General features: G+C 67.2%; 23 protein-coding genes. 7 read left to right on the top strand and 16 right to left on the bottom strand.

From position 1 onward, the window contains the following. Window positions 1-13 precede the first annotated feature (13 nt). The 7 genes from AB4Y86_RS00970 to AB4Y86_RS00940 all read right to left on the bottom strand — a co-directional run bounded on the left by AB4Y86_RS00970 (window position 14) and on the right by AB4Y86_RS00940 (window position 6,462). On the bottom strand, window positions 14-274 hold the full coding sequence (locus tag AB4Y86_RS00970; protein WP_441399519.1) for a hypothetical protein: 261 nt from the start codon (window positions 272-274) through the stop codon (window positions 14-16). Window positions 275-490: 216 nt separating this feature from the next. Continuing rightward, complete coding sequence (locus AB4Y86_RS00965; RefSeq protein WP_441399518.1) at window positions 491-1,033, bottom strand: hypothetical protein; 543 nt, start codon at window positions 1,031-1,033, stop codon at window positions 491-493. A gap of 232 nt (window positions 1,034-1,265) precedes the next feature. Further along, window positions 1,266-2,204 (bottom strand): cytochrome b/b6 domain-containing protein, encoded by a 939-nt coding sequence (locus AB4Y86_RS00960; protein ID WP_441399516.1) that lies wholly within the window; start codon window positions 2,202-2,204, stop codon window positions 1,266-1,268. Window positions 2,205-2,833: 629 nt separating this feature from the next. Further along, window positions 2,834-3,817, bottom strand: coding sequence for an electron transfer flavoprotein subunit alpha/FixB family protein (locus AB4Y86_RS00955; protein ID WP_441399515.1), 984 nt, complete (start codon window positions 3,815-3,817; stop codon window positions 2,834-2,836). Between the two features lie 11 nt (window positions 3,818-3,828). Further along, entirely contained in the window at window positions 3,829-4,605 is a 777-nt protein-coding gene (locus AB4Y86_RS00950) for an electron transfer flavoprotein subunit beta/FixA family protein (protein ID WP_441399514.1), read from the bottom strand. A 195-nt stretch (window positions 4,606-4,800) separates the two neighbouring features. After that, window positions 4,801-5,373, bottom strand: coding sequence for an MOSC domain-containing protein (locus AB4Y86_RS00945; RefSeq protein WP_441399512.1), 573 nt, complete (start codon window positions 5,371-5,373; stop codon window positions 4,801-4,803). A 75-nt stretch (window positions 5,374-5,448) separates the two neighbouring features. After that, on the bottom strand, window positions 5,449-6,462 hold the full coding sequence (locus tag AB4Y86_RS00940; RefSeq protein ID WP_441399510.1) for an NAD(P)-dependent alcohol dehydrogenase: 1,014 nt from the start codon (window positions 6,460-6,462) through the stop codon (window positions 5,449-5,451). 92 nt (window positions 6,463-6,554) lie between these two features. Between AB4Y86_RS00940 and AB4Y86_RS00935 the strand changes: the two genes are divergently transcribed. Beyond that, window positions 6,555-7,223, top strand: a complete 669-nt coding sequence (locus AB4Y86_RS00935) for a TetR/AcrR family transcriptional regulator (RefSeq protein WP_441399509.1) — start codon at window positions 6,555-6,557, stop codon at window positions 7,221-7,223. A 129-nt stretch (window positions 7,224-7,352) separates the two neighbouring features. Here the strand turns inward: AB4Y86_RS00935 and AB4Y86_RS00930 are convergent, their stop codons facing one another. Beyond that, window positions 7,353-7,958, bottom strand: coding sequence for a PadR family transcriptional regulator (locus tag AB4Y86_RS00930; protein ID WP_441399507.1), 606 nt, complete (start codon window positions 7,956-7,958; stop codon window positions 7,353-7,355). A gap of 911 nt (window positions 7,959-8,869) precedes the next feature. On the opposite strand from AB4Y86_RS00930, the gene AB4Y86_RS00925 reads away from it, so the two are divergent. From AB4Y86_RS00925 to AB4Y86_RS00915, 3 genes are all read left to right on the top strand, one after another. Then, window positions 8,870-9,214, top strand: a complete 345-nt coding sequence (locus tag AB4Y86_RS00925) for a DUF3846 domain-containing protein (protein WP_441399505.1) — start codon at window positions 8,870-8,872, stop codon at window positions 9,212-9,214. Between the two features lie 261 nt (window positions 9,215-9,475). Next, window positions 9,476-10,291, top strand: coding sequence for an alpha/beta fold hydrolase (locus AB4Y86_RS00920; RefSeq protein ID WP_441399503.1), 816 nt, complete (start codon window positions 9,476-9,478; stop codon window positions 10,289-10,291). After that, window positions 10,288-11,265, top strand: coding sequence for a diguanylate cyclase (locus AB4Y86_RS00915; RefSeq protein ID WP_441399502.1), 978 nt, complete (start codon window positions 10,288-10,290; stop codon window positions 11,263-11,265). Before AB4Y86_RS00920 ends, AB4Y86_RS00915 begins: the two co-directional genes overlap by 4 nt. A 95-nt stretch (window positions 11,266-11,360) precedes the next feature. Here AB4Y86_RS00915 and AB4Y86_RS00910 read toward each other — a convergent pair whose 3' ends face one another. Continuing rightward, the gene (locus tag AB4Y86_RS00910; RefSeq protein WP_441399500.1) at window positions 11,361-11,564 is read right to left on the bottom strand and encodes a hypothetical protein; all 204 of its coding nucleotides are present in this window, start codon (window positions 11,562-11,564) and stop codon (window positions 11,361-11,363) included. Window positions 11,565-11,782: 218 nt separating this feature from the next. After that, a complete protein-coding gene (locus AB4Y86_RS00905) occupies window positions 11,783-12,757 on the bottom strand; it encodes a LysR family transcriptional regulator (protein ID WP_441399499.1) in 975 nt (324 codons plus the stop codon). Between the two features lie 174 nt (window positions 12,758-12,931). Here AB4Y86_RS00905 and AB4Y86_RS00900 point away from each other — a divergent pair, with 174 nt between their 5' ends. After that, window positions 12,932-13,120: a ferredoxin gene (locus AB4Y86_RS00900; RefSeq protein WP_441399498.1), complete on the top strand. Its 189-nt coding sequence runs from the start codon at window positions 12,932-12,934 to the stop codon at window positions 13,118-13,120. Between the two features lie 2 nt (window positions 13,121-13,122). Beyond that, window positions 13,123-14,310, top strand: coding sequence for an NAD(P)/FAD-dependent oxidoreductase (locus AB4Y86_RS00895; RefSeq protein WP_441399496.1), 1,188 nt, complete (start codon window positions 13,123-13,125; stop codon window positions 14,308-14,310). 27 nt (window positions 14,311-14,337) lie between these two features. Here AB4Y86_RS00895 and AB4Y86_RS00890 read toward each other — a convergent pair whose 3' ends face one another. Then, complete coding sequence (locus tag AB4Y86_RS00890; protein ID WP_441399495.1) at window positions 14,338-15,192, bottom strand: aldo/keto reductase; 855 nt, start codon at window positions 15,190-15,192, stop codon at window positions 14,338-14,340. Between the two features lie 21 nt (window positions 15,193-15,213). Beyond that, complete coding sequence (locus AB4Y86_RS00885) at window positions 15,214-16,044, bottom strand: oxidoreductase (RefSeq protein WP_441399493.1); 831 nt, start codon at window positions 16,042-16,044, stop codon at window positions 15,214-15,216. A gap of 172 nt (window positions 16,045-16,216) precedes the next feature. Here AB4Y86_RS00885 and AB4Y86_RS00880 point away from each other — a divergent pair, with 172 nt between their 5' ends. Continuing rightward, window positions 16,217-16,966, top strand: coding sequence for an ABC transporter permease (locus tag AB4Y86_RS00880; RefSeq protein ID WP_441399492.1), 750 nt, complete (start codon window positions 16,217-16,219; stop codon window positions 16,964-16,966). On the opposite strand, the gene AB4Y86_RS00875 is transcribed toward AB4Y86_RS00880, so the two are convergent. From AB4Y86_RS00875 to AB4Y86_RS00860, 4 genes are all read right to left on the bottom strand, one after another. Further along, window positions 16,902-18,734, bottom strand: a complete 1,833-nt coding sequence (locus AB4Y86_RS00875; protein WP_441399491.1) for a putative bifunctional diguanylate cyclase/phosphodiesterase — start codon at window positions 18,732-18,734, stop codon at window positions 16,902-16,904. The two genes, AB4Y86_RS00880 and AB4Y86_RS00875, sit on opposite strands and share 65 nt — an antisense overlap. A 68-nt stretch (window positions 18,735-18,802) precedes the next feature. Further along, on the bottom strand, window positions 18,803-19,519 hold the full coding sequence (locus AB4Y86_RS00870) for a polysaccharide deacetylase family protein (RefSeq protein WP_441399489.1): 717 nt from the start codon (window positions 19,517-19,519) through the stop codon (window positions 18,803-18,805). Between the two features lie 378 nt (window positions 19,520-19,897). Next, on the bottom strand, window positions 19,898-20,089 hold the full coding sequence (locus AB4Y86_RS00865) for a three-helix bundle dimerization domain-containing protein (protein WP_441399487.1): 192 nt from the start codon (window positions 20,087-20,089) through the stop codon (window positions 19,898-19,900). Window positions 20,090-20,252: 163 nt separating this feature from the next. Beyond that, window positions 20,253-21,011 (bottom strand): alkaline phosphatase family protein (locus tag AB4Y86_RS00860; RefSeq protein WP_441399485.1); only part of this gene is annotated, 759 nt, incomplete at its 5' end.

Below are 21,011 nucleotides of genomic sequence, written 5' to 3'. Positions count from 1 at the left end.
CATCCTGAGGTGCCTAGGGCTCGACGAGCATCAGCATTGTTTCCGGACGGACGCCGTCGAACTTCATCGCCTCGGCTGCCTCTGGCGACTCCATAATTCGCTGGAACGTGTCCATGTCGGGGACTTGGACAATCAAGCCCACCCGGTTGCTCTTTGCCGGGTCGGAGAAGGGTCGAACCGTGATGCCCAGAGGCCCGAAGACTTCTTCACGTTTGGGTGAACTGAGCCAGTGTTCGACGTCGTTGACTTCGTGGAAGATCAATAGTGTTGGCATCGCTTGCCTCTGCTTTCTGGGGCTGTGCCAGGAGCCGGGCTGGTCAAGGGGCCGCGTCGGGACATCCTGATCACGCTGAACGTACCACGGCCCCGGAGGCGGCGATAGCGGCGAAACTAGCGGTCCGGCCCCTCGCAGCGCGGCCGGCCGAGCAGGTACGAAAGGAACTGGCCGGCGGCAGGCCGGTAGGCGTCAAGCCGCCACTGGCAAGCTTGCTCAGGACACGGCGAAGAGGGCCAGCGCAAGGCCTGCGGCGACAACGGCCTCGCGGCCGCCGGTCAAAACGGACACCGCCTTCTGGCCCGATTTGGCGCGGAGCGTGAAGGTGGCCAGCAGCCATCCGACCGTCGCGAAGGCCATCGCCACGGCGGCCAAAAGGTCAACCAGCAGCACACCGAGTTCATGGCCGGGTACGCCCGTCGCCGAGCCCGCGTTGCGGGCGGCTTCGAACACAACCCAGCCCCCAATGACGGCAAGGACGGCGTGATACGCGGAAATACCGGGACCACCGACGACGGCGGGGGTCGGCGTCGTCAGTTGGAACACCGTGCGCCCGGCAAACCAGAGAAACACCGCTGCAAGGACCACCGTCAACGGCACCTGCCAGGCAGGTGCCCAGCCCAGTCCCGCCGCCATCACCGTCCCGGTTATCAGGACCGCGCCAGCAGCATCCGCGCTGCCGGCGACTGTTTTGGCCCGGATTACCGCTGCAAGGCTGAGGAGGACAACGGCGGCGAAAACCAGCACAAGCGCGGTCACTACAAAGGTGCTGCGGAGCATCGGGAAATACCTCTCGGAAAGCAACGTCCCACCAACGGCGGGCCGGTTATGGCCGCGGATGTGGCGTTCGCGGGCCTGGGCGAAGTCGTCGTCGCACCGGAAGTGAGGCTATACAACGAAAGTGAGTGCTTCCCGGGGGCACCCTGTGCGCCCGCCGTAAAGCGCGCGCGAGCCTCGGTCAGCCCGCCTCCGGGCTCCCGGATGATGCGGCCTAGCGGCTGCTCACCGGACCGAACAGCTTGGCGATGGGCGCGAGTACGAGCGGGCAGGCCGCGTGCCACCCGGCCACTGTGACGGCGATGGCGGCCGCGAAGAGCCAGAACCCCACCCAGTTGACCACGTCGGTGCCGCCGAACATGTGGTTCAGGTTGCGCAACGCGCCGGTCGCGAACACCAGGAACACGTGGACCAGGATGAACAGCACGAAGAACAGCATGGTGGGGAAGTGAACGGCGCGCGCAGCTTCCACCGGGTAGGTCTTGTTTAGCGTCTTCGCGTTCTTCGGCCAGAATTCGCTCATGCGCGCCCCCGTGATGGCCGCGAGCGGGGCCGCGATGAACACCACGAGGAAGTACATGAGCTGCTGCAGGCTGTTGTAGTTCACCCAGCCGGTCTCCACGGGCCAGTCGAGGGTCATGTACTGCAGGAGCGCGGAGAGCGCGTTGGGGAACACTTCCCAGCTGGTCGGGACGATCCGCACCCAGCGGCCGGAGGCAAACAGCAGCACCGCAAAGATGAGGCCGTTGGCCAGCCACAAGATGTCGAGCGACTGGTGCAGCCACAGGTTGATGCTGATCTTCTTGCCGCCGCGCTTCGGCGTCCAGAACGCCGGCGGCTTCTGCTGGGTGCGCACCTGGTAGCCGGAGCGGATGATGAGCACCATCAGGAAGATGTTGAAGAAGTGCGCCCACTGCGCCCACCACGGGAAGCCGGGCTCGGCCGTCGCGGGCAGGCTGTATTCGCCGGGGTAGCGCTTGAGGAACTCCGGCACGCCCGGCAGCGTCGTCACACCGCGCGCGGCGAGCACCAGAATCCCGGCGGCGGCCACGGCGCCGACCGCCAGGAGCAGCACGAGCTTGATCCACTGGCCCAGGGCGCGCGAACCGTAGAGCTTCGCCTCGGCTGCGGCCTTCGCCGGCTTATCAGGCACGGCCGTCTTTGCGACAGGCACTGCCGGAGGCACGACGGCGGCGGGCGCCGCGGGAGCCGCACTCACCACGGCCGGCGCTTCGGGTGCGGAGACGGCGGGAGCCGGAGGTTCGGCAGTCACCGTAGCCGGTGCCGCAGCGACAGCCATCGCAGCAACTGCAGGCGCGAATCCTTCGGGCGGCCACGGTTCACCACCGGGGACACGGGGGAGACCGCGACGAAGCGCGGTGGTTCCCGCCGTCGCCGTCGTGGGTGCTGTTTCCGAAGTCGCTGCGGACGGCGTCGCCGCCGGCACTGTCTTCTCATCAGCTTCTGCGGTCGGCACGGGCGCGACGGCGGGAGCTACGGGAGCCGAAACCGAGACCGAAGGCTCGCCCGCCGGAGGCCAAGGCTCGCCGCCCGGAACACGCGGCAGGCCACGGCGAAGCTGCCGGGACACCCCGGCGTCGGACCTAACCGCAGGGACCGGCGCGGACGCCGCCGTCGTAGCCGGCCCCGTTTCCTGAACGGCAGCCGCTGTCACCGCAACCGGAACAATGCGTGCGGGTGTCTGACCTGCTGGAGGCCAGGGGTCACCGCCTTCGACGCGCGGCAGGCCCCGCCGGATAGACCCAGACTGAGTTGCCATCGCTACTTCTTCCGGCCCTCAAGGGCGCTGATCAGCTGCGGTACAACCTTGAAGAGGTCGCCCACCACGCCAAAGTCGGCGATCTCGAAGATCGGCGCGTCGCCATCCTTGTTGATGGCGACGATCGTCTTGGCGGTCTGCATGCCGGCCCGGTGCTGGATCGCGCCGGAAATGCCCAAAGCGATATACAGCTGCGACGACACGGAAACCCCGGTCTGACCCACCTGAGCCGTCTGCGGGATGTAGCCGGCGTCCACCGCGGCCCGCGAGGCACCGACGGCGGCACCGAGGGTGTCGGCGAGCTGTCCGACGAGGGCGAACTGTTCCTCGGAGCCGAGACCGCGGCCACCCGCGACGACCTTCGCGGCACCGCGCAGCTCCGGCCGTGACGTGGCCACCACCGCCTCGTCGAAGGAGTCGATCCGCGCGGCAGGCTTCCCGGAGGGCGGCACTGCCAGGGTTTCCGATGTCTCCGGCTGGGCAGCGGCCCGCGCTTCGATGGAGCCCTGGCGGACCGTGATGACCGGCGCCCCGAACGTGGCCGTTGACGTTACGTCGTAGGCGCCGCCGTAGACGGAATGGTGTGCGACGACGCCCTCGTCATCGCGGGACACCCCGACGGCGTCGGCGGAAACCGCGGCCCGCGAACGGGCGGCGTAGCGGCCGGCGAGGTCCCGCCCGTTCAGCGAATGCGAGATCAGGATGGCGTCCGGCTGCACCTGATCCACGGCCGCGGCAAGTGCGTCAACGCTCGGCACGCCGAGCGCGGCGGGATCCGGGGTCTCGGCGACCAGGACGCGCGCGGCACCGAGGGCCGCGGCCTCCGCTGCGGCGGCGGTTCCGGTGCCGGGTGCGGCAAGTACCAAGGCGACCGGGGTGCCGACCGCTGCGGCAGCGCCGAGGAGTCCGGCCGCCGCCTTCTCGAGTTCACCGGAAGCCAGGCTTTCCACGACGACGAGGATGGCGTCCGGAGGGAAATCAGTCATGTCGTTCTTCCTTACGCCAGTCGGTTTTCGATCAGGAACTCGGCGAGCTTCTCGCCGGCATCACCCTCGTCAATGATCTTGACGCCCGCCGCGCGCGGTGGCTTCTCGGCAACGGCCAGCATGATCGAACGTGCCGCGTCCGGGCTGTCCGCGGTGACCCCGAGGTCCGCGAGGGTCAGCACCTCCAGCGGCTTCTTCTTAGCGGCCATGATTCCCTTGAAGTTGGGGAAGCGCGGCCCGGGAAGCGCCTCGGTAATAGAAATCACCGCGGGCAGGGTCGCCGAAACCTGCTGCACTCCGGAGTCAAGGGGCCGGGTGCCGGACACCGCGCCGTCGATGATCTCCACGGCGCTGAGGCCGGTGGCCAGGGGCACGTCAAGCAGTTCGGCCAGCATCGCGGGCATCATGCCGCCGGACCCGTCGGTGGAGACGTTGCCGGTGATCACGAGGTCAAACCCCATGCGGCGGATCGCGGCTGCGAGGGTATCGGCGGTCAGTCCAAGATCCGCACCCCGGAGCGCCTCGTCGCAGATGTGGGTGGCGCTTCCCGCGCCCATCGCGAGCCCCTTGCGGATGGTCGCGGTCGCGCCCTCGGGAGCGAGGGAGAGGACTGCGACGTCGGTGCCCTCGTTCTTGTCGGCGTACTTCAGGGCCAGTTCCAAGGCCCGCTCGCCGATCTCATCGATGACTGTCTCGCTGGCTTCCCGGTCGGCGAGGCCTGTTTCGAGGTTCAGTTTGCGGTCCCCGTAGGTGTCGGGGACTTCCTTGACTAGGACGATAATCTTCATCGATGGCTCTTCCTGTGGCGGGCGCGTCTCAGTCGAGGAGACATGCCGAATCTCCATAGAGTCTACGAAAGTGCGGCGCCGCTCGGGGGACAGGGCCCGTGTCGCGCACTGGGCGCCCTTTCTGACACACGTTCGACGGCGCCTGACCGGCCGAGACCGCCGTTGAACAGGTTGGCCGGCGGCCGCACCGTTCGGCTAGGGCAGCCGCGACGGGCGCAGCAGGACCGCGTCGGCCGCCCGATCCGGGTCGAGCGGCACAGGGCTGATCAGGACTGCCGGACCGCGGTGCAGGACGCCGTCGGAAAGCACGCGGCAGCGCACGCCGCCGCGCCCGCGCATGGCCTTATGGGCGCCCGGGGCGAGCATCTCATCCATCCAGGCACAGGGATGGGCGGGCCGCCCGGCTTTGAGGTGGACCAGACCGCCGCCGGATTCCAGCGCGAAGTCGTGCCCCAGTAGGGGCGCCAGCTGGGCTCCCCGGATCACGACGTTGCGCCGCGTCAGGAGCGGGTCAAGCGGTGCCGTCCCCAGCTCGGCGGCGATGGCTTCCAGGGCCTCCGCCGCGAAGACGGTGACGGCGGCGTCCATGTGCGCGGCCTTGCCGAAGAACCGGTCGCCGACGATGCCCTTGCCGGCAACCAGCTCCGCCTGCTCGGCATCAGTGGTGGGAACGTCGGCCGCACCCTCGCGGGCCCGGCCGAAGTAGGCGTGGGCCGGCGACACGAGAAGGTGCAGGATCTCGACGTCGTACCTGTAACTAGCCGTCATGCTTCAACGCTAGCCTGCGCCGAGACCCGAATACATCGGCCGTGCATCGGAACCCGTGCGGCCCGCTCGGGGCCGTCAGATGGTGAGTGCTACCTTGCCGCGCACCTGACCGCTCTCCAGGAAGCGGAATGCGTCTTCCGCCTCAGCCAGCGTGAAGGACCGGTGCAAGGCCGGGACCACCGTGCCCGCCGCGAGGAACGGGGCAAGGTCTTGCAAATCGGCGGCCCGGACGAGGCCGAGGAACAGGGTCAGCCGCTGGCTGATGAACGGTGACAGCGCCATGGCACCCAGCTGGCGGTGCAGACCCCCGGTCAGCTTCCCGCCCTCCTCACCGCCGGTGATGACGGCAGTTCCTGCAGGGGTCAGGGCGCGGCGCAGGCGTGAGATCCGCGGGTTTCCCGCAATGTCCAGGATGAGGTCGAAAGGCCCAGCGGCTGCGAAATCCTCGCGCGTGTAGTCGATGACGTTGTCCGCGCCGAGGGCGCGGACAAAATCGACCTTTTCCGTTCTGCAAACCCCGGTGACCTGCGCGCCATAGCCTTTGGCCAGCTGGACCGCGTAGCTGCCGACGCCGCCGGCGGCACCGGTGACCAGTACCTTCTGTCCCTCCCGGATCTTCCCCGCGCGCAGTCCCTGAAGAGCGGTCACTGCGGACACCGGCACCACTGCGGCCTGCTCGAAGGAGAGGGCCGGGGGTTTAGGCGCCAGTTTGGCCTCGGATGCAAGGGCGTATTCGGCGTAGGAACCGCGGCCGCTGCCGTACACCGCGTCACCAACGGCGAACCGCGTGACTTCGGGACCGACGGCCTCCACGGTCCCTGCGAGATCCAGGCCCAGTACCGCGCCCCTTGGTTTCCGCAAACCGAAGGCAACGCGGCCCAGGTACGGCAGGCCGGTCATGATGTGCCAGACACCGCGGTCGACACCGGCCGCCCGGACACGGACGAGCACATCGTCGCCTTTGACTTCGGGACGCGGCACCTGCTCCAGGCGCAGTACCTCCGGCCCCCCATAGCTTTCCCGAACAACTGCGCGCATGTGGTCCATGGTCCTGGTGCCGGCTACTTCAGGGCTTTCCTGGGTTGTCATATCGTTCTCCTTCCGGAAGTGCAGGGTTTTAGTACGGTGTACGAATACGGTATCGTACGATGTACGAAACTGGAAGAGCTGGGAGGAGGGTCATGAACGACGCAGGCGCGCTCGGAAGGGAGCGATCGAGGCTGACCCGCGAGAAGGTTCTGCAAACGGCCTTGGCATTGGCGGACCGGGACGGCATCGCGGCCCTGTCGATACGGTCCCTCGCCGTGAGCATGGGCACGAAGCCGATGTCCCTCTACTACTACGTGGCCAACAAGGACGAGATCCTTGACGGCCTCGTGGACCTCGTCTTCGCCGAGATCGATACCCCGCAGGCTGGAGGGGCCTGGCAGGAACAAATGCGCCGCCGCGCCCACTCGGTGCGCAAGGTGCTGCGCCGTCATCCCTGGGCGATCGGACTGCTGGAATCCCGGAAGGCTCCCGGCCCGGCGACCCTGAAACACCATGAGGCGACTCTCGCGACGCTGCGCGCCGCGGGGTTTACGGTCGAACAAACCGCCCGGGCCTATTCGCTCCTGGACAGCTACATCTACGGGTTCGCCCTCCAAGAGGCCGCGCTGCCTATAGCAGGCAATGGACCCATGGCGGAGGTGGCGGCTCCCATCATGGAACGGTTCGCCACCGGGGAATACCCGCACATGGTCGAGATCGCCACGCAAGTGGTCATGCAGCCCGGCTACGACTACGGGAACGAATTCGCCTACGGGCTTGAACTGATTCTCAACGCCTTGCAGCCGGTGCCGGCGGACTAGCTGCGAATGCTGCACATCGGCCGGGCGATGGTTTCCGGACGCATCGCCGGGCGCAACGTGGCGCAGGCTCCGAGCCTGCAGGACCTTGCGGTCGCGGAAGAGGTCGCCGTTGGCTGACGGCGACCCCCGTTAGTCAGCGAGGATGTGGTAGAGCGCGCGGCGGGTTTCATCGATCTTTTCCATCGCGGCCGTGCGTTGTTCCTCCGTTGCCGAGAAGCGGAACTGGTGGATGACGCCCATCAGTTTGCCCACGCTCTGATGAAACGCCGGGCCGGATCCCTGGGGGTCCGTGTTCCAGGCGTTTTCCAGCTCTTCGGCGTGCTCGGTCACGTAGGCCTTGCCCGCGTCGGTGAGCGTGAACTCCGTGCGGCGGCCGTCGCCGACAGGCGCGATGAGTTCCTCATCTACGAGCTGCTGGAGCGTGGGGTACACGGAGCCCGGGCTCGGCCGCCAGGCACCGGATGTCCTTTCGGCGATGGTCTTGATCAGGCCGTAGCCGTTGGACGGTGCTTCGGCCAGGAGGGACAGAATCGCCGAGCGGACGTCGCCCCTGTTGGCCCGGCGTGGGCCGCCCGGGCCAAATCCTGGACCGAAGCCCGGGCCGAAACCGGGCCCAAATCCGCGGCCTCCGCCGAAGCCGCCGTGTCCGTGGGGTCCGCGGCGACCCCGGCCGCGGCCGAACCGTCCCAGGGCTGGTCCGCCCTCTGTGAATTTATCGTCGTGAATGCCTTTCATAACGGCATCGTCCTTCCGGATTGATTGCGTTGCTCTGATGATCACCGATCCTTCGGCGATACTTAACGATGTATCGGTGAGTATCGGCGGTCAAGGGTCTTGTGAACCCGCCTGCGCGACGCCGGTGCGCGGGCGTACGGTCGGTTCCTGGCGTGGACGGTCCGCCGCACGGCGTGGTCCTGTCGCTGTGCAGTCAAAAGTAATAGTCAATTTTCCGAACCGCGGCCGAATTTACAACCACCCTTCCGAGTTCTGTGCACCGGAAGTTCTACAAGACGCGCCTTTTGCCGACTTGGCGTGAGGCTTCGAGGGCAAAGTCTGGTGCCGGGATCAACAAATTAATTTGTTTCCCGCAAATCCAGAGGTAACTTATGCCGGCTCTCTTCGTTACATTATTGGTGGCGGCGTGAAACGCTTCCGATTCGGGTCTACCCGCGAACCGAGCCCGGACGCAACGGCTGTGACACGGCCCATGAGCCGCCAAGGAGCGGAGATGAGGCCCGACGCGCCGCGGACGCCGCTGCGGCATCGCGCACTTCTCACGCTTTTATGGTTGTCTTTTTCGGAAACTGGCATAAAAAATATAAGTGTGTATGGTATTGGGTACACGCAAGCACAGAAAGGTGTGATTCTGTTGTCCGGTAAGTCGCCTAAGAGCGGTAGTGCCAAAAAAACGGGAAAGACGATTCTCGAAAAGCGGGCCGAAAAAAAGGCTAGAAGCGAATCCAGCGATAGCCTGTTCGCAAAGCCGCGCAAAAACCAGCGCTAAACAAGCCGCGGGCGGCCAGATGCGAGACTCCTAGCCCCGTCGGCCGCCCGCACCCCTTCTGCAGCACCATTCCTGACGCACCACTCCTGACGTGCACCCCTGGAACCGCGAGCCCTTCGTTTCAGTCACAAGGATAAGAACCATGAACACCAGCTACAACGCCTTGATCGTTCCGGCCCGACTCACTCAACGCGTGCGCATCGAATGCGTGGACACCGCGGTGCTCAGCCTGCAGGAACTGGTGGCCGGGAACATCGAGTCCATCTCCGGCAGGAACTGGCATGCCTATCTGAACGACGAGGGATACCGCCTGCCGCAGAATGACCGGGCCGAGGTCCTTCTCCGCGAGGCAGGCGTCGCTCTGGATGACACCGTCAACGGCACGGCGGTGTTCCTTGGCCATGGGCCCCGGGGGGAAGAAGCCCACGCTCCCGTCCACCTCATCCGGCTGGCCGAACAGCTTTTCGATCTGCCGCTGGCAGCCTAGGCCAATGGTCGTCCGGGCCATCCAATCCACGCGTGACCTGCGGCAATGCCTACCCCGCCCCGCGACTCGGCCGGGCTAATATGGAGCCAACCAGTCGAATGTCGTGCTGCCACGGCCTTGTCCCCAGCGCAGCGTGAGCAGGAATCACCAGCGCAAAGCGCTGTCGCACCGGACCGGCGGCCAAGCGCGCAGGCGCGGGACCGCCGTCGGGCTCGAGCGGCAGGTTTTCGAACGGCTGAGTTAAAGGGATTGGGTTGGCAGATGAGCACTGGGGCAGCAGCGCGGAACAACGTCCACGTGTACGGGCCGGAAGACGGCCCGGTCCTGGTGTTCGCGCACGGCTTCGGCAGCGACCAGAGCATGTGGGTAAGGATCCTGCCCTGGTTCACGGACCGTTACCGCGTGGTCCTGCTGGACCACGTCGGCTCCGGCGGTTCCGACCCGTCCGCCTATGACTCGGCCGCCTACTCCAGCCTGGACACCTACGTCGATGACCTGATGGACGTCTGCGCCGAGCTCGGCCTGGAAGACGCCACGCTCATCGGCCACAGCGTCGGAGCCATGATGGCCGTCAGCGCCGCCGTCCGGGATGACGGCCACCGCTTCGGCCGCCTGATCCTGCTGACCGCGTCCCCCAGCTACCTGGACCACCCCGAGGACGGCTACGTGGGCGGGTTCAGCCGGGAGGACCTCGACGACGTCTTCGAATCCCTGGACGCCAACTACGTCGTCTGGGCCGAGTCGATGGCCCCGGTCTACATGAATACGCCGCACGCGCCCGAACTCRAGCACGAAATCCAAGGTAGCTTCGGCCGGATCAGCCCCCGTATTGCCCGCGACTTCGCCCGGGTCGCCTTCCTGTCCGACGTGCGGCACCTGCTCGCCGACGTCACCCTCCCCGTGCTGGTCCTGCAAAGCACCGACGACGTCGTCACGCCGGACCATGTGGGCACCTACCTGCACCAGGAGCTCCCGGCCGGCACGCTGGTCCGGCTCGCGGCCACCGGCCACTTCCCGCAAAGCAGCGCGCCGGAGGAAACCGCCACCGCCATCCTCGAATTCCTCAAGCAGCCGTGAGCCAGGCGACCACCGAAGCCCTCGACTACGGGCAACTCTTCCACCGGGCGCCGGCAGGCTACATTGTGGCCGGCACCGATGGCACCATCCTGGCCGCGAACGCCACGATTTGCGCCTGGACCGGGGCCGAGGCCGGGGCCCTCGACGGCGCGCGCGTGCTGGACCTCATGCCGGCCGGCGATCGGCTGATGTTCCGCACCCACGCCGGGCCGAAGCTGGAACGCGACGGCCACCTCGCCGAACTCTCGCTCGAATTGCTGGGGCCGGACGGCCAGCGGCAGCCGGTGCTGCTCTCGATTACCCGCACCCTGGACGGCCCGGAGCCACGGGACCTGATGATCTTCTTCGCCGCCCCCGAGCGGCGTCGTTACGAGCGCGAACTGGCCGGCGCCTACCGGAAGCTCGAGGACGCCGAGGCGGAGCGCACGGTGCTGCTGCAGGAAGCGCGCCACCGGGCACTGCATGATCCGTTGACCGGACTGCCAAACCGGCGGCAGCTGCAAGCGAGCCTGCTGGCCGCGCTCGCCCGCGCCGCTGGACAGCGGCACCGGGTGGGCCTGCTGTTCTGCGACGTTAACAACTTCAAGCAGGTGAACGACACCCTGGGCCACGCGGCCGGGGACGAAGTCCTGGAGCACGTAGCGCGGATGCTGGCGGCGGCGGTGCGCGGCGACGACCTGGTGGCGCGGTACAGCGGCGACGAATTCGTGGTCCTGATCCCATGGCTGGCGTACTCGGAGGAGCTGGAGGCGGTGGCCGACCGGGTCCGGGACTGCCTTGCCGGTGCCGTCAGTGTCGCCGGGGCCGAACTGCGGCTGGGCATGTCCGTTGGCCTGGCGGAGACGGCCGTGCCGGCGGGTGCCGAGACGGACGACTATCCGGAGCTGGCCAAGGCCCTGCTGTTTGCCGCCGACCAGGACATGTACCGGGTGAAGTCCGAAATGCACGGCGCCCCGTTGGCCGGCCTGTGCTGACCCGCTTCCGCTGACCCTCCGCTGATCTTCCGGAAACGCGACGACGACGGCGGGAAGCTCCCGCCGTCGTCGAGGTGTTGCTGGTGACCGTGCTGCTAAGCGGAGGCCGAATCCAGGTTGGCCGCACCCTGGTTCAGGCTGAGCGTGAAGGTGTTGGCGCCGGTGGCGTGGACCGCGATGTTGGACTTCGCGGTGTTGTGCCGGACCGAAAGTTCGTGGACCAGGGCGTCGAGCTCGTGGTGCATCGTGGAGTGGTCCCAGAGCTTGTGGGTGACAGTGTGGGCAGATTCAAACGTCATTGTTTAGTGTTCCTTCGTCATTCCGGGGTGTCCGGCAGGGGGCGTCGATGCCCTTCCTGCCTTTTTATGATGCACAGCGTCGCGGGGGGTGCTCAAGCCAGATGGCGAATATTGCGGGTGAGACTCATCACAGCCGCACCCGGCGGCACGCGGACTCAGACGTCGATGGTGACGACGGCACGCCCCCGGTGAGCGTCCACACGGGCTCCGGCCATGGCTCAGGCCGGCGGCCGGAAGCGGTCCTGGATCGGGCCGTACCGGGCGCGCAAGGGCACCGCGGCTTCGATCAGAATGTCACGCAGCCAGTCCTTGAACGGGTCCTCGGCGAGCCATGGGTTCCAGACCATGTCGATCCCGAGGGTCTGGATCGGGAACGGGAACTCCTCCATCCGCAGGTCGAAGCGGCCCTCGAAGGCCAGTCCCACCTGATACCGGTGCACCGCAACGCCGCCGGCCTGGGCGATCAGGTGTGGGATGAACAGGTAGTCGGACACCCGCTGCCGGATCGTGTACGGCACCTTGCGTTCGTCCAGGATCTCGTAGGGCCGCATGCGTTCCGGGGACGCGTCCAGGACCACGTGGGGCACGGTCTCCAGTAGCTCCAGCGCAGTGGCCTCGCGTGGCGAGTCCCAGGAGGTGACCACCGCCCAGCGGTCGTCGTAGAGGCGCTCACGCGGGTACGGGGCGGCAAAGGTTTCGGGAAGCAGCAGGACGTCCGCCGCGTCCTCCGCGAACACGCCGACAGTCGCCGACGACGTGGTGCGCAGCCGCAGGATCGTGTTGGGCGCTCGCTCCGCCAGCAGCCGGGTGATGTTGCTGCCAATGACAAAGGCGGTGCTGTTGGTCATCGCCACCGTGATCAAGCGGCCGTCGCTGGCCGGGTCAAAAGGGGCGGCATTGACCAGCCTGGCCGCCTGCGTGAGCGTCTGACGCAACRCGGGCATCAGTTCGGCCGCCCGCGGCGTCAGGACCATTCCGCGGCCCTGCCGGACCAAAAGTTCGTCGCCGAGCAGACGCCGCATCCGCGTCAGCGCGTGGCTCATGGCCGGCTGCGACARGCCGATCTTGCCGGCAGCGTGGGTTACGGACTGCTCTTCCAACAGCGCCAGCAGCGGCACCAGCAGGTTCAGGTCCACTGAGGCCAGTCGGGCCAGCTCGCCGTCGGTCTCGGAACTCCCCGGCGTCGTTGCCATTGCACCCCTCATCTGTCGCTCGCCGACCAGTCGGCGCTGGGCCCATTCTATTGGTTCATTCACACTGTGCATGCCAAGGATAAGAAGTATTCATTTGTCGACAGTCCCGGCGACTGGGACACTCGAAACACCGCCGGTTGTGACCGGCACCACTGTTTTTCAAAGGAGAAAGCCATGAAGATCGTCCTCGACCGACCGCGCTGCGAAGGCCACGGCCTGTGCGAGGAAGTCGCCCCGCAGTTGATGCACCTGGACGGCGAGGGTGAACTGGTGCTGGACATCGAGACGGTGGACGTGGCCCTCCTTGACCCGGCGAAGGCCGCGGTCCGCGTCTGCCCCGTTGCCGCGCTGCGGCTGGCCTGACCATGGGACTGAAACGCATCGTCGTCGTCGGGAATGGCATCGCCGGACTTACCGCAAGCGACTCGCTGCGGGCAGCCGGCTTCGATGGCGAACTGACCGTGGTGGGCGATGAGTACCACGCGCCGTACAGCCGGCCCGCCCTGTCGAAGGCCGCGCTGCTGGACTCCGGTGACATGACCTCCCATCAGCTACCCGCCGCCACCCACGAGGCCCACGAGATCCTGGGCGTGGCTGCGGCGCGGCTCGATGCCGAGAAGAAGGTGTTGCACCTCGACGACGACACCGGCCTTCCGTTCGACGGCCTGGTCATCGCCACCGGCTCCCGGGCCCGCCGCCTCAGCATGGCCGAACACCCGGGGAACCACGACGGCGAGCTCACCCTCCGCACCCTCGAGGATGCGCTGGCGCTGCGCCGCCGGCTCGCGAATCAGCCGTCCGTCGTCGTTATCGGCGGGGGAGCTCTGGGGATGGAGATCGCCTCCGGCTGCCTTTCCGTGGGCTGCGGCGTGACCCTCGTGTCGCAGGGCCGCCCCCTGACCAAACAGCTGGGGCCCTACCTGTCCGGTGTCTTCCTGGCCGCTGCTGTCGGCCACGGACTCAAGCTCGCGCCGTCCCCCGCGGTCGAACTGCGCAGCCCCGGCCGGGGTGTGGCCGCCGCGCCGACGGTGGTGGCACTCGCCGATGGGTCCCGCATCGAAGCCGAACTGGTGATCAGCGCTGTCGGGGATATCCCCAACACCGAGTGGCTGGCCTCCAGCGGACTCCTGACCGGCGGCCGGCTCGAAGTGGACTCCCGCGGGCGGGTCCGGCCGGACATCATCGCCGCCGGAGACGTGGCAGCGTTCCCGACGGCCCGGGGCATCCAGCGGGTTCCGCTGTGGACCAGCGCCATCGAGCAGAGCAAGACCGCGGCGCTGGCACTGCTGGGCGGTGACGGCGCCCCGGCGCTCGACTTCAAGCCTTACTTCTGGACCGAGCAGTTCGGTCTCGGCCTCAAGGCGAGCGGGTTCCTGCCCCTGGCCGGCGCCCCCGATTACCTCGACGGCGATCCGCAGGACGGGCCCTCCCTCATGCGCTGGTCCCATGCCGACGGGAGCGGCACGGCCGTCGCCATCAACAAGCGGATCCCCATTCCCAAGCTGCGGCGCCTGAGCGAAGCCGCCCCCGAGGTCGCATCGCCCGCCGCGTAAGACCGCCACTGACGGGCGGCGGCCGGGTCAGGCCCGGTGTCCGCCCAGCCGGCTCACCATGGCGGGGTCGCGGTGGTCGAAGAAGACGCTGGCGCCCGTGTCCAGGGTGGCGATCTGGTCCATCTGCTCGTCGGTGAGGGTGAAGTCGAAGACGGCCAGGTTCTCCGCCATCCGCTCGGGACGTACGGATTTGGGGATGACGACCACTTCGCGCTGGATGAGCCAGCGGAGCACCACCTGCGCCACCGACTTGCCGTGGGCTTCGGCGATGGCGCTGAGGACCGGATCGGTGAACAGGTTGTTCCTGCCTTCGGCGAGCGGGCCCCAGGATTCGATCTGCACGCCGCGTTCGCGCATCAGCGCCTGGTCGGCGGCGCGCTGGAAGAAGGGGTGGGTCTCGATCTGGTTCACGGCCGGCACGATCTCGTTGTGGTCGATGAGGTCGACCAGCCGGTCCGGGTAGAAGTTGGACACGCCGATGGCGCGGGCCAGGCCTTCCTTGTTGATGTCCTGCATGGCCCGCCACTCGCTGTAGTAGTCGCCGAGCGGCTGGTGGATCAGGTATAAGTCGAGGTAGTCCATCCCGAGCCGGCGGAGCGAGTCGGCAAAGGCACGCTTGGTGTCGTCCTGGACGCTGCCGGCCGGGGCGTGCTGGATCCACAGCTTGGTGGTGACGAAGAGTTCCCCGCGGGGGAGGCCGCTGGACTTGATCGCGGCACCCACCGCCTCCTCGTTGCCATACGCGGCCGCCGTGTCCAGGTGGCGGTATCCCGCGGCGAGGGCCGCTTCCGCGGCGGCTTGGGTTTCCTCGGCGGGGATCTGGTAGACGCCGAAGCCAAGGATCGGCATCTGGACGCCGTTGTTCAAGGTCACGTGGTGCATGGGGTTCCTTCCGACGAAGCTTTAGTTTCCGATTGCCGTGCTGAGGCTGAGGTCGCGCCACCGGTCCAGGTCCGCGCGTTCGGCCTGGGCGACGGCGCCGAAGGCATTGAAGGCGTCCTCACCGAGAACCAGCAGGGCCGGCGGGTCCGCGCTTTCGGCGACCGCCAGGATGGCCTCCGCGGCTTTGGCCGGATCGCCCTGCTGCGTGCCGTGGACGGTGTCGTTCTCCTTGCGGCGTTTCCCGGCCGTCTCCGCATAGTCCCCGATCGCCGTCGCCGATTGGGTTAGCGAGCGGCCGGCGAAGTCGGTCCGGAACGCGCCGGGCTCAATGACCGTGACGTGGATGCCGAGCGGCTGGAGTTCGTTTCGGAGCGATCCGGAAATGCCTTCCAGGGCAGCCTTGGTGGCGGAGTAGTAGCCGGAACCCGCCGCCTTGATGCGCGCTCCGATGGAGGAGATGTTCAGGATGGACCCCGCCTTCCTGGCACGCATGTCCGGGAGGACGGCCTTGATCATGTCGACGGCGCCGAAAACGTTGGTGTCGAACAACCGTCGGATGTCGGCGTCGTCCGCTTCCTCCACCGCGGCACGGTAGCCGTAGCCGGCGTTGTTGACCAGAACATCGACGCCGCCGAAGCGCGTCCGGGCCTGCTGGACCGCCGCGCTGATCTGGTCCCGGTCGGTGACGTCGAGGGGGAGCGCCAGCGCGGTATCGGGGAACGCGGCCGCGATGTCCTGCAGCGTGCTGACGTTCCGCGCCGTGACTACGGCATTGTGGCCGCGCGCCAGCACTGCCTGGGCGAGGGCCCGGCCGAGTCCGGTGGAGCATCCTGTGATCAGCCATGTTGCCATGAGGGCTTCCTTTCGCGTGATGCCCGTGGGTGGGCTTGGTACCCATCCAACACGAGAAGAGCCCCGGCCGGGAGGGCCTGCGGTAGAGGTATTCGCAGAACCAGGAGCACGGCGCCGCGTGAGCCGGGTGGCGGCGCCTTACCCCTCTCCCGCCGTCCACTAGGCTGGCAGCATGACCAGCCCCGGTGACCTTGCCGCCACCCTGATAGGCGTCGGGCTGCTGCTGGCGCTGACCCTCGGAGTGCTGGCACTCTACCGGGTGCCCCGGCGCTTCGCCCCCGCCTGGGCCATCCTTCGGGGGACTGTGCAGCTGGCCGCCATCAGCCTGATCCTCAGCGGCATCATCACCAACCCGCTCTGGGTGGCCGTCGCCTTGCTGGTGATGTTCACCGTCGCCGCGGCCACAGCCGGCCGGCGCCTTGGCAAGGACTGGCAGAGCTTTGGACAAGTCAGCGCGGCGATGGCGATGGGCGTCCTAGTGACGCTGACGATCGTCTTTGCCACCGGGGCCGTGGAACTGACCCCCCGCTACGCCCTGGCGCTCGGCGGAATCGTCATCGGCAACGCGATGAGCATTGCCACGCTCGCCGGCCGGCACTTCAACGAAACGGTCGACTCCCGGTGGGATGAGGTGGAGGGGTGGCTGGCGCTGGGAGCAACGCCCCGGCAATCCACCACCGAACTGGCGCGCTCTGCCGTTCGTTCAGCGCTGATCCCGTCCACGGACCAGACCAGGACGACGGGATTGGTCACCCTGCCGGGCGCCTTCGTGGGTGCGATTTTTGGTGGAATCTCGCCGATCGCCGCCGGCATGTTCCAGATTGTGGTGCTGGCGTCCATCATGGCGGCCGGTTCAATCACCGCAGTGGTTGTGGTCGGCTTCCTGGCGCCGGTGCGCACCCGCCCCGTTCCGCTGGGTTAGCTTCGACGTCGGTCGTATACAGGGGCGCGGTTTCGGCGGCAGTCCGTGCCTTGTCCAACTCCTCCGCGGGTAAAGGACGCGAGATCAGGTAGCCCTGGGCCGTGTCGCAGCCCAGTTCGCGCAGCACGGCCAGCTGGGCTTCCCGTTCAACTCCCTCGGCGGTCGTCTTCAGGCCGAGGGCCTTGGCCGGGGTGATGACCCCGGCGACGAGAATGGCGGAGGTCGGGTCAGTGTCAATGGCGTCGATAAAGGACTTGTCGAGCTTCAGCCCGGTGAGCGGCAGGTCGCGCAGCATCGCCAGGGACGAATACGCGGTGCCGTAGTCGTCCAGGGCCACCCCTATTCCCGAGCCAATCAGGGCCCGGAGCTGCTCCGTGGCGGCGTGGAGGTCCACGATCGCGGCGGTCTCGGTGATCTCGATGTTCAACAACGACGCCGGTACGCCATGCCTCTGCAGGGCTGCCTGGAGATCCTCAATCAGGCTTCCTGCCGCCAGTTGTAGCGACGAGATGTTAACCGAAACGGCCCGCGGGATACCCGCGTCCGCCCATAGCCGGGCTTGGGCGCAGGCTTCGTCCATGACCCATCGTCCGATCGCATGGATATCGCCGGTGTGTTCGGCCACCCGGATAAACTCGTCTGGCGAAACCGTCCCGAGTTCAGCGTCGTGCCACCGCAGAAGGGCCTCCACCCCGGGGCAGGCGCCGGTGGCGATGTCCATCAGGGGTTGGTAGTGCAGGCTGAAGCCATCGCTGGAAAGGGCATAGGGGAGTCGACGGCGGATGAGGGCCTGGCGGGCGAACCGGGTAACCGGCCGGAAGGGATCAATGCGGCCCAAACGGTCCTTTCCCTCAAGCTTGGCCTGCAGCATGGCGGCGTCGGCCTGGCGGATCAGGTGCTCCAACCGTTCAGCCGGGTCCGCTGAATCGACGTCGGATGACATGGCCAGGCCGAGGGTGGCCGTCAGCCGGAACTCATGCCCTTCGTGGATGAACGGGTCTTCGAGCGACCGCAGGACCCGGTAGGCAATCGACCGGGCCATGGGTTCGTCGACCTCGACCAGCAGCAGGGCAAATTCGTCACCGCCCAGCCTGGCCACCAGATCAGACCCCCGGGTACAGGCCTCGAGGCGGGCCGCAAACGAGCCCAGCGCCGCGTCCCCGGCCCGGTGCCCAAAGGTGTCGTTGGCGATTTTGAAATCATCCAGATCCACGTACAGCAGGCCCGCCGGGAGTGAGCCCGGGCCGCCCATCAGCGACGGACCGCGCTCCTCGAGCTGTCTTCTGTTCGCCAGCCCGGTCAGCGGGTCGTGCAGTGCGGCGTGGCGGAACACATCGGACAGGCCCTCGAAGACCTCGGACACGGGAACGATGCGCGGGCCGTTGGCTGCGAGCACCAGCAGATCCTGGTACCGGTTCGCCTCGGGCCGGTTCAGCACCGCGGCCGACGCGGCGTGAAGATCCAGGGACGGGTGCAAAACGGATCCGTGCAACGGCAACAAGGCGGCCGCGTACCCCCGGGCGTTGAGGGCCCTGCCGTAGCCCAGCCGTCCCGTCATCTCGTGATCAAGCTGGTCCCGGGTCAGCAGGGACAACGATCCGTCCACGTCAATAGCAATGCCCCGCAGCGTGCGGTCTTCACGAAAGAGCGCCTCAATTTCACGGGCAGGGGTCTTTCCGGGCACAACGAGGGCGCCTTGACCTAGGTCGCCGAGGGTGGGCGCCGAGGCGCGCGGAGGCCGGCGGGATTTACCGGAATCAGTGGTCACCGCTTCTGGATACCCGAGAAATGTAAACAGATCATGAATTCGGGGCCATTGTTGCGGACTGCCGCGGGTCAGGCGCTGGGCAGTGCGACAAATTTCTGGCCGCTGTCCCTCAGCGCGCCCAGCGAACGCACAAGGCCCGGCGTGGTGCCGCCGGACGGGTGGTTGCCGTGGATGATGACGATGTCTCCTGACCGTGCCCGGGAGACCTCGTTGACGACCGTGGCTGCCGGAAAGGTGGCGCCGCCGTCGCCGTTGATGCTAAACCCGGTTGGAACCAGCCCCAATGCGCGGACAATCTCGGCCGAGACCTCGTCCAGGTGGGCGGTGCCGGGCCTGAAGTAGTGGGCGCGCTGGCCGGTCAACTCGGTTAGGCGGGCGTCGTTGGTCATGATTTCGTCGAACACCTCACCGGGGTTTCTGGTGCCCGGGATGCCGTATGCGCTCTTGCCGCTGACGGAAAGCGCGGCATGCGAAGTGCCGTGGTTGCCGAGTTCGAAGAGCGGGTCGCCAGCCAACTCCTTGGCCAAGGACTGGTTGGCTGCGATCCATCTCGAATTCAGGAACAAAGTGGCCGGGACGTGTTGCTGCCGCAGCAGCGTCAGCAACGCCAGATCGGCGGAATTTCCGCTGGAGCCGCCGCAAAAATCAATGGTCAAGGCCACGCCCGCCGCCCCTGGCGGCAGCCGGGTCAGCACGCCGGGGGCCTCGGTGCCCCAGTAATTGGCTTTGCGGCCGGCGTAGGTACTCGTGATTTTGTCCCGGGTGGGTACGGGCTGTGGCTGCACGGGCTGTGGCTGCGCGGCGTGACCCACCGGTAGCGCTGCGGCAGGTTCCGGGGCAGGCGGGGCATCCGCTGGCGATGGAGCCCCTTGCCGGTCGGCGGAACAGCCGGCCAGTGCCGCGACGGCCGCAACCATAAGGAACGACCGCCGGTCGGGTGTCCACACCACAGCTAAGTTCCGATCTTTCCGATTGCCGATGACCCGGCCCGGCGGCCGTGAGCCCACCGTCTATACGTTGACAATGATACGAGTTCGCGGGCAGGCAGGTGCGCCCTCTGGGGGCCGTTTGAGGAAGTTTTTCCCAGCATTCGCCGACGCGCTAAGCGCAGTTCACGGCGTGTTGACTCCCGCTGTATCAATCGGTGCTGATGACCGGGCTGCCTAGCCGGACAGGCGCGCCTTGGCGGCATGCTCAACGAGAATCGGTACGAAGTCCCGGATCCGGCCTTCGTTCAGTGACTCGTGTTCTTCCCGCACAGCAGCTTCGATGCTCGAGCGCGGGGCCTCCGGAAATCGTTCCGCCAGCCGGTCGACCACTGTCCCGATCGCCTTCAACTCCTCGTCCCTGTTCACTAGTCCAGTGTCGCGTCGGTCGCCCGCGCCGGTCAAGGTCTCGCGCTAGTCCCGCCGACCGGCATGCCCTCCGGCTACACGGAAACGCCACCCGGCGGCTGGCCGGGTGGCGTTTTTGGAGTGCTGCCGTACTGACGGTGACAGCCCCGCGTTCGGTCGGCGCTTAGTTCCCGGAGTTGCTGCCGCCTCGGTGGTCGGATCTGTCGCTATTGTCGCTGCCGTCCTGGTTATCCCCGGCGTTGGTGATGGAGGCGACGACGCCGGTTTGTTCGTTGAGCAGGACCTTGTCGGTGCGTTGCTTGTTGAAGTTGAACATGGCGGTCAGCGGGCCCGCTGAGGCGTCGGCGGAGGCGTCGCCGATCTGGCCGGTGTGCCAGTTGTCCTCGATGAAGCGCAGGACCGAGGCCTGGTCCGTCTCGGTGTGGTCCACGAAGTTCTTCTTCGCGTACGGGGAGATGACCACCAGCGGCTGGCGCGGGCCGGGGCCACAGCGGTCGGCGTAGCCGCCGGCCATCGGCACGCCGCTGGCGGCGGCGCTCTGGCACCAGGCGGCGTCGTCGGCGCTGTTGGAGGAGTTCTTCACCTTCGCGGCGGCGTGGTCGTACCAGCCGTCCGAGTCGTCGTAGGCGAGGACGACGGCGGTGTTTTCCCAGTTCTTGGACTTCTGGATCTGGTTGACCGTGGCGGTGATGAACTTCTGCTCATCGATCGGGTCGGAGTAGGCGGCGTGCCCGTCCTGGGACATGCCCGCCTTCAGGAAGGAGACGGACGGCATGTTGTCCGAGTTGACCACCTTGTTGAAGTCGGTCAGGTCGTATTGGTGGTTCGCCTGGCCGTTGTGGCCGATCTCCGCGTCCGAGGCCGGGGCGAGGTGGTGCGGGTTGGCCGTGGACTTGTAGTACTGGAACGGCTGGTGGTGCGG

Source organism: Arthrobacter sp. 2YAF22_2 (genome assembly GCF_052114645.1).
GTDB lineage: Bacteria > Actinomycetota > Actinomycetes > Actinomycetales > Micrococcaceae > Arthrobacter.
The sequence above is the reverse complement of the archived record's forward strand: the minus strand, read 5'-3'. Positions and strand labels throughout refer to the sequence as shown.

Bases quoted from the DNA above. Each gene is read 5' to 3' on its own strand.
- AB4Y86_RS00970 (WP_441399519.1), bottom strand. From the start codon at position 274: ATGCCAACACTATTGATCTTCCACGAAGTCAACGACGTCGAACACTGG.
- AB4Y86_RS00955 (WP_441399515.1), bottom strand. From the start codon at position 3,817: ATGACTGATTTCCCTCCGGACGCCATCCTCGTCGTCGTGGAAAGCCTG.
- AB4Y86_RS00950 (WP_441399514.1), bottom strand. From the start codon at position 4,605: ATGAAGATTATCGTCCTAGTCAAGGAAGTCCCCGACACCTACGGGGAC.
- AB4Y86_RS00945 (WP_441399512.1), bottom strand. From the start codon at position 5,373: ATGACGGCTAGTTACAGGTACGACGTCGAGATCCTGCACCTTCTCGTG.
- AB4Y86_RS00940 (WP_441399510.1), bottom strand. From the start codon at position 6,462: ATGACAACCCAGGAAAGCCCTGAAGTAGCCGGCACCAGGACCATGGAC.
- AB4Y86_RS00935 (WP_441399509.1), top strand. From the start codon at position 6,555: ATGAACGACGCAGGCGCGCTCGGAAGGGAGCGATCGAGGCTGACCCGC.
- AB4Y86_RS00930 (WP_441399507.1), bottom strand. From the start codon at position 7,958: ATGAAAGGCATTCACGACGATAAATTCACAGAGGGCGGACCAGCCCTG.
- AB4Y86_RS00925 (WP_441399505.1), top strand. From the start codon at position 8,870: ATGAACACCAGCTACAACGCCTTGATCGTTCCGGCCCGACTCACTCAA.
- AB4Y86_RS00910 (WP_441399500.1), bottom strand. From the start codon at position 11,564: ATGACGTTTGAATCTGCCCACACTGTCACCCACAAGCTCTGGGACCAC.
- AB4Y86_RS00900 (WP_441399498.1), top strand. From the start codon at position 12,932: ATGAAGATCGTCCTCGACCGACCGCGCTGCGAAGGCCACGGCCTGTGC.
- AB4Y86_RS00895 (WP_441399496.1), top strand. From the start codon at position 13,123: ATGGGACTGAAACGCATCGTCGTCGTCGGGAATGGCATCGCCGGACTT.
- AB4Y86_RS00890 (WP_441399495.1), bottom strand. From the start codon at position 15,192: ATGCACCACGTGACCTTGAACAACGGCGTCCAGATGCCGATCCTTGGC.
- AB4Y86_RS00885 (WP_441399493.1), bottom strand. From the start codon at position 16,044: ATGGCAACATGGCTGATCACAGGATGCTCCACCGGACTCGGCCGGGCC.
- AB4Y86_RS00880 (WP_441399492.1), top strand. From the start codon at position 16,217: ATGACCAGCCCCGGTGACCTTGCCGCCACCCTGATAGGCGTCGGGCTG.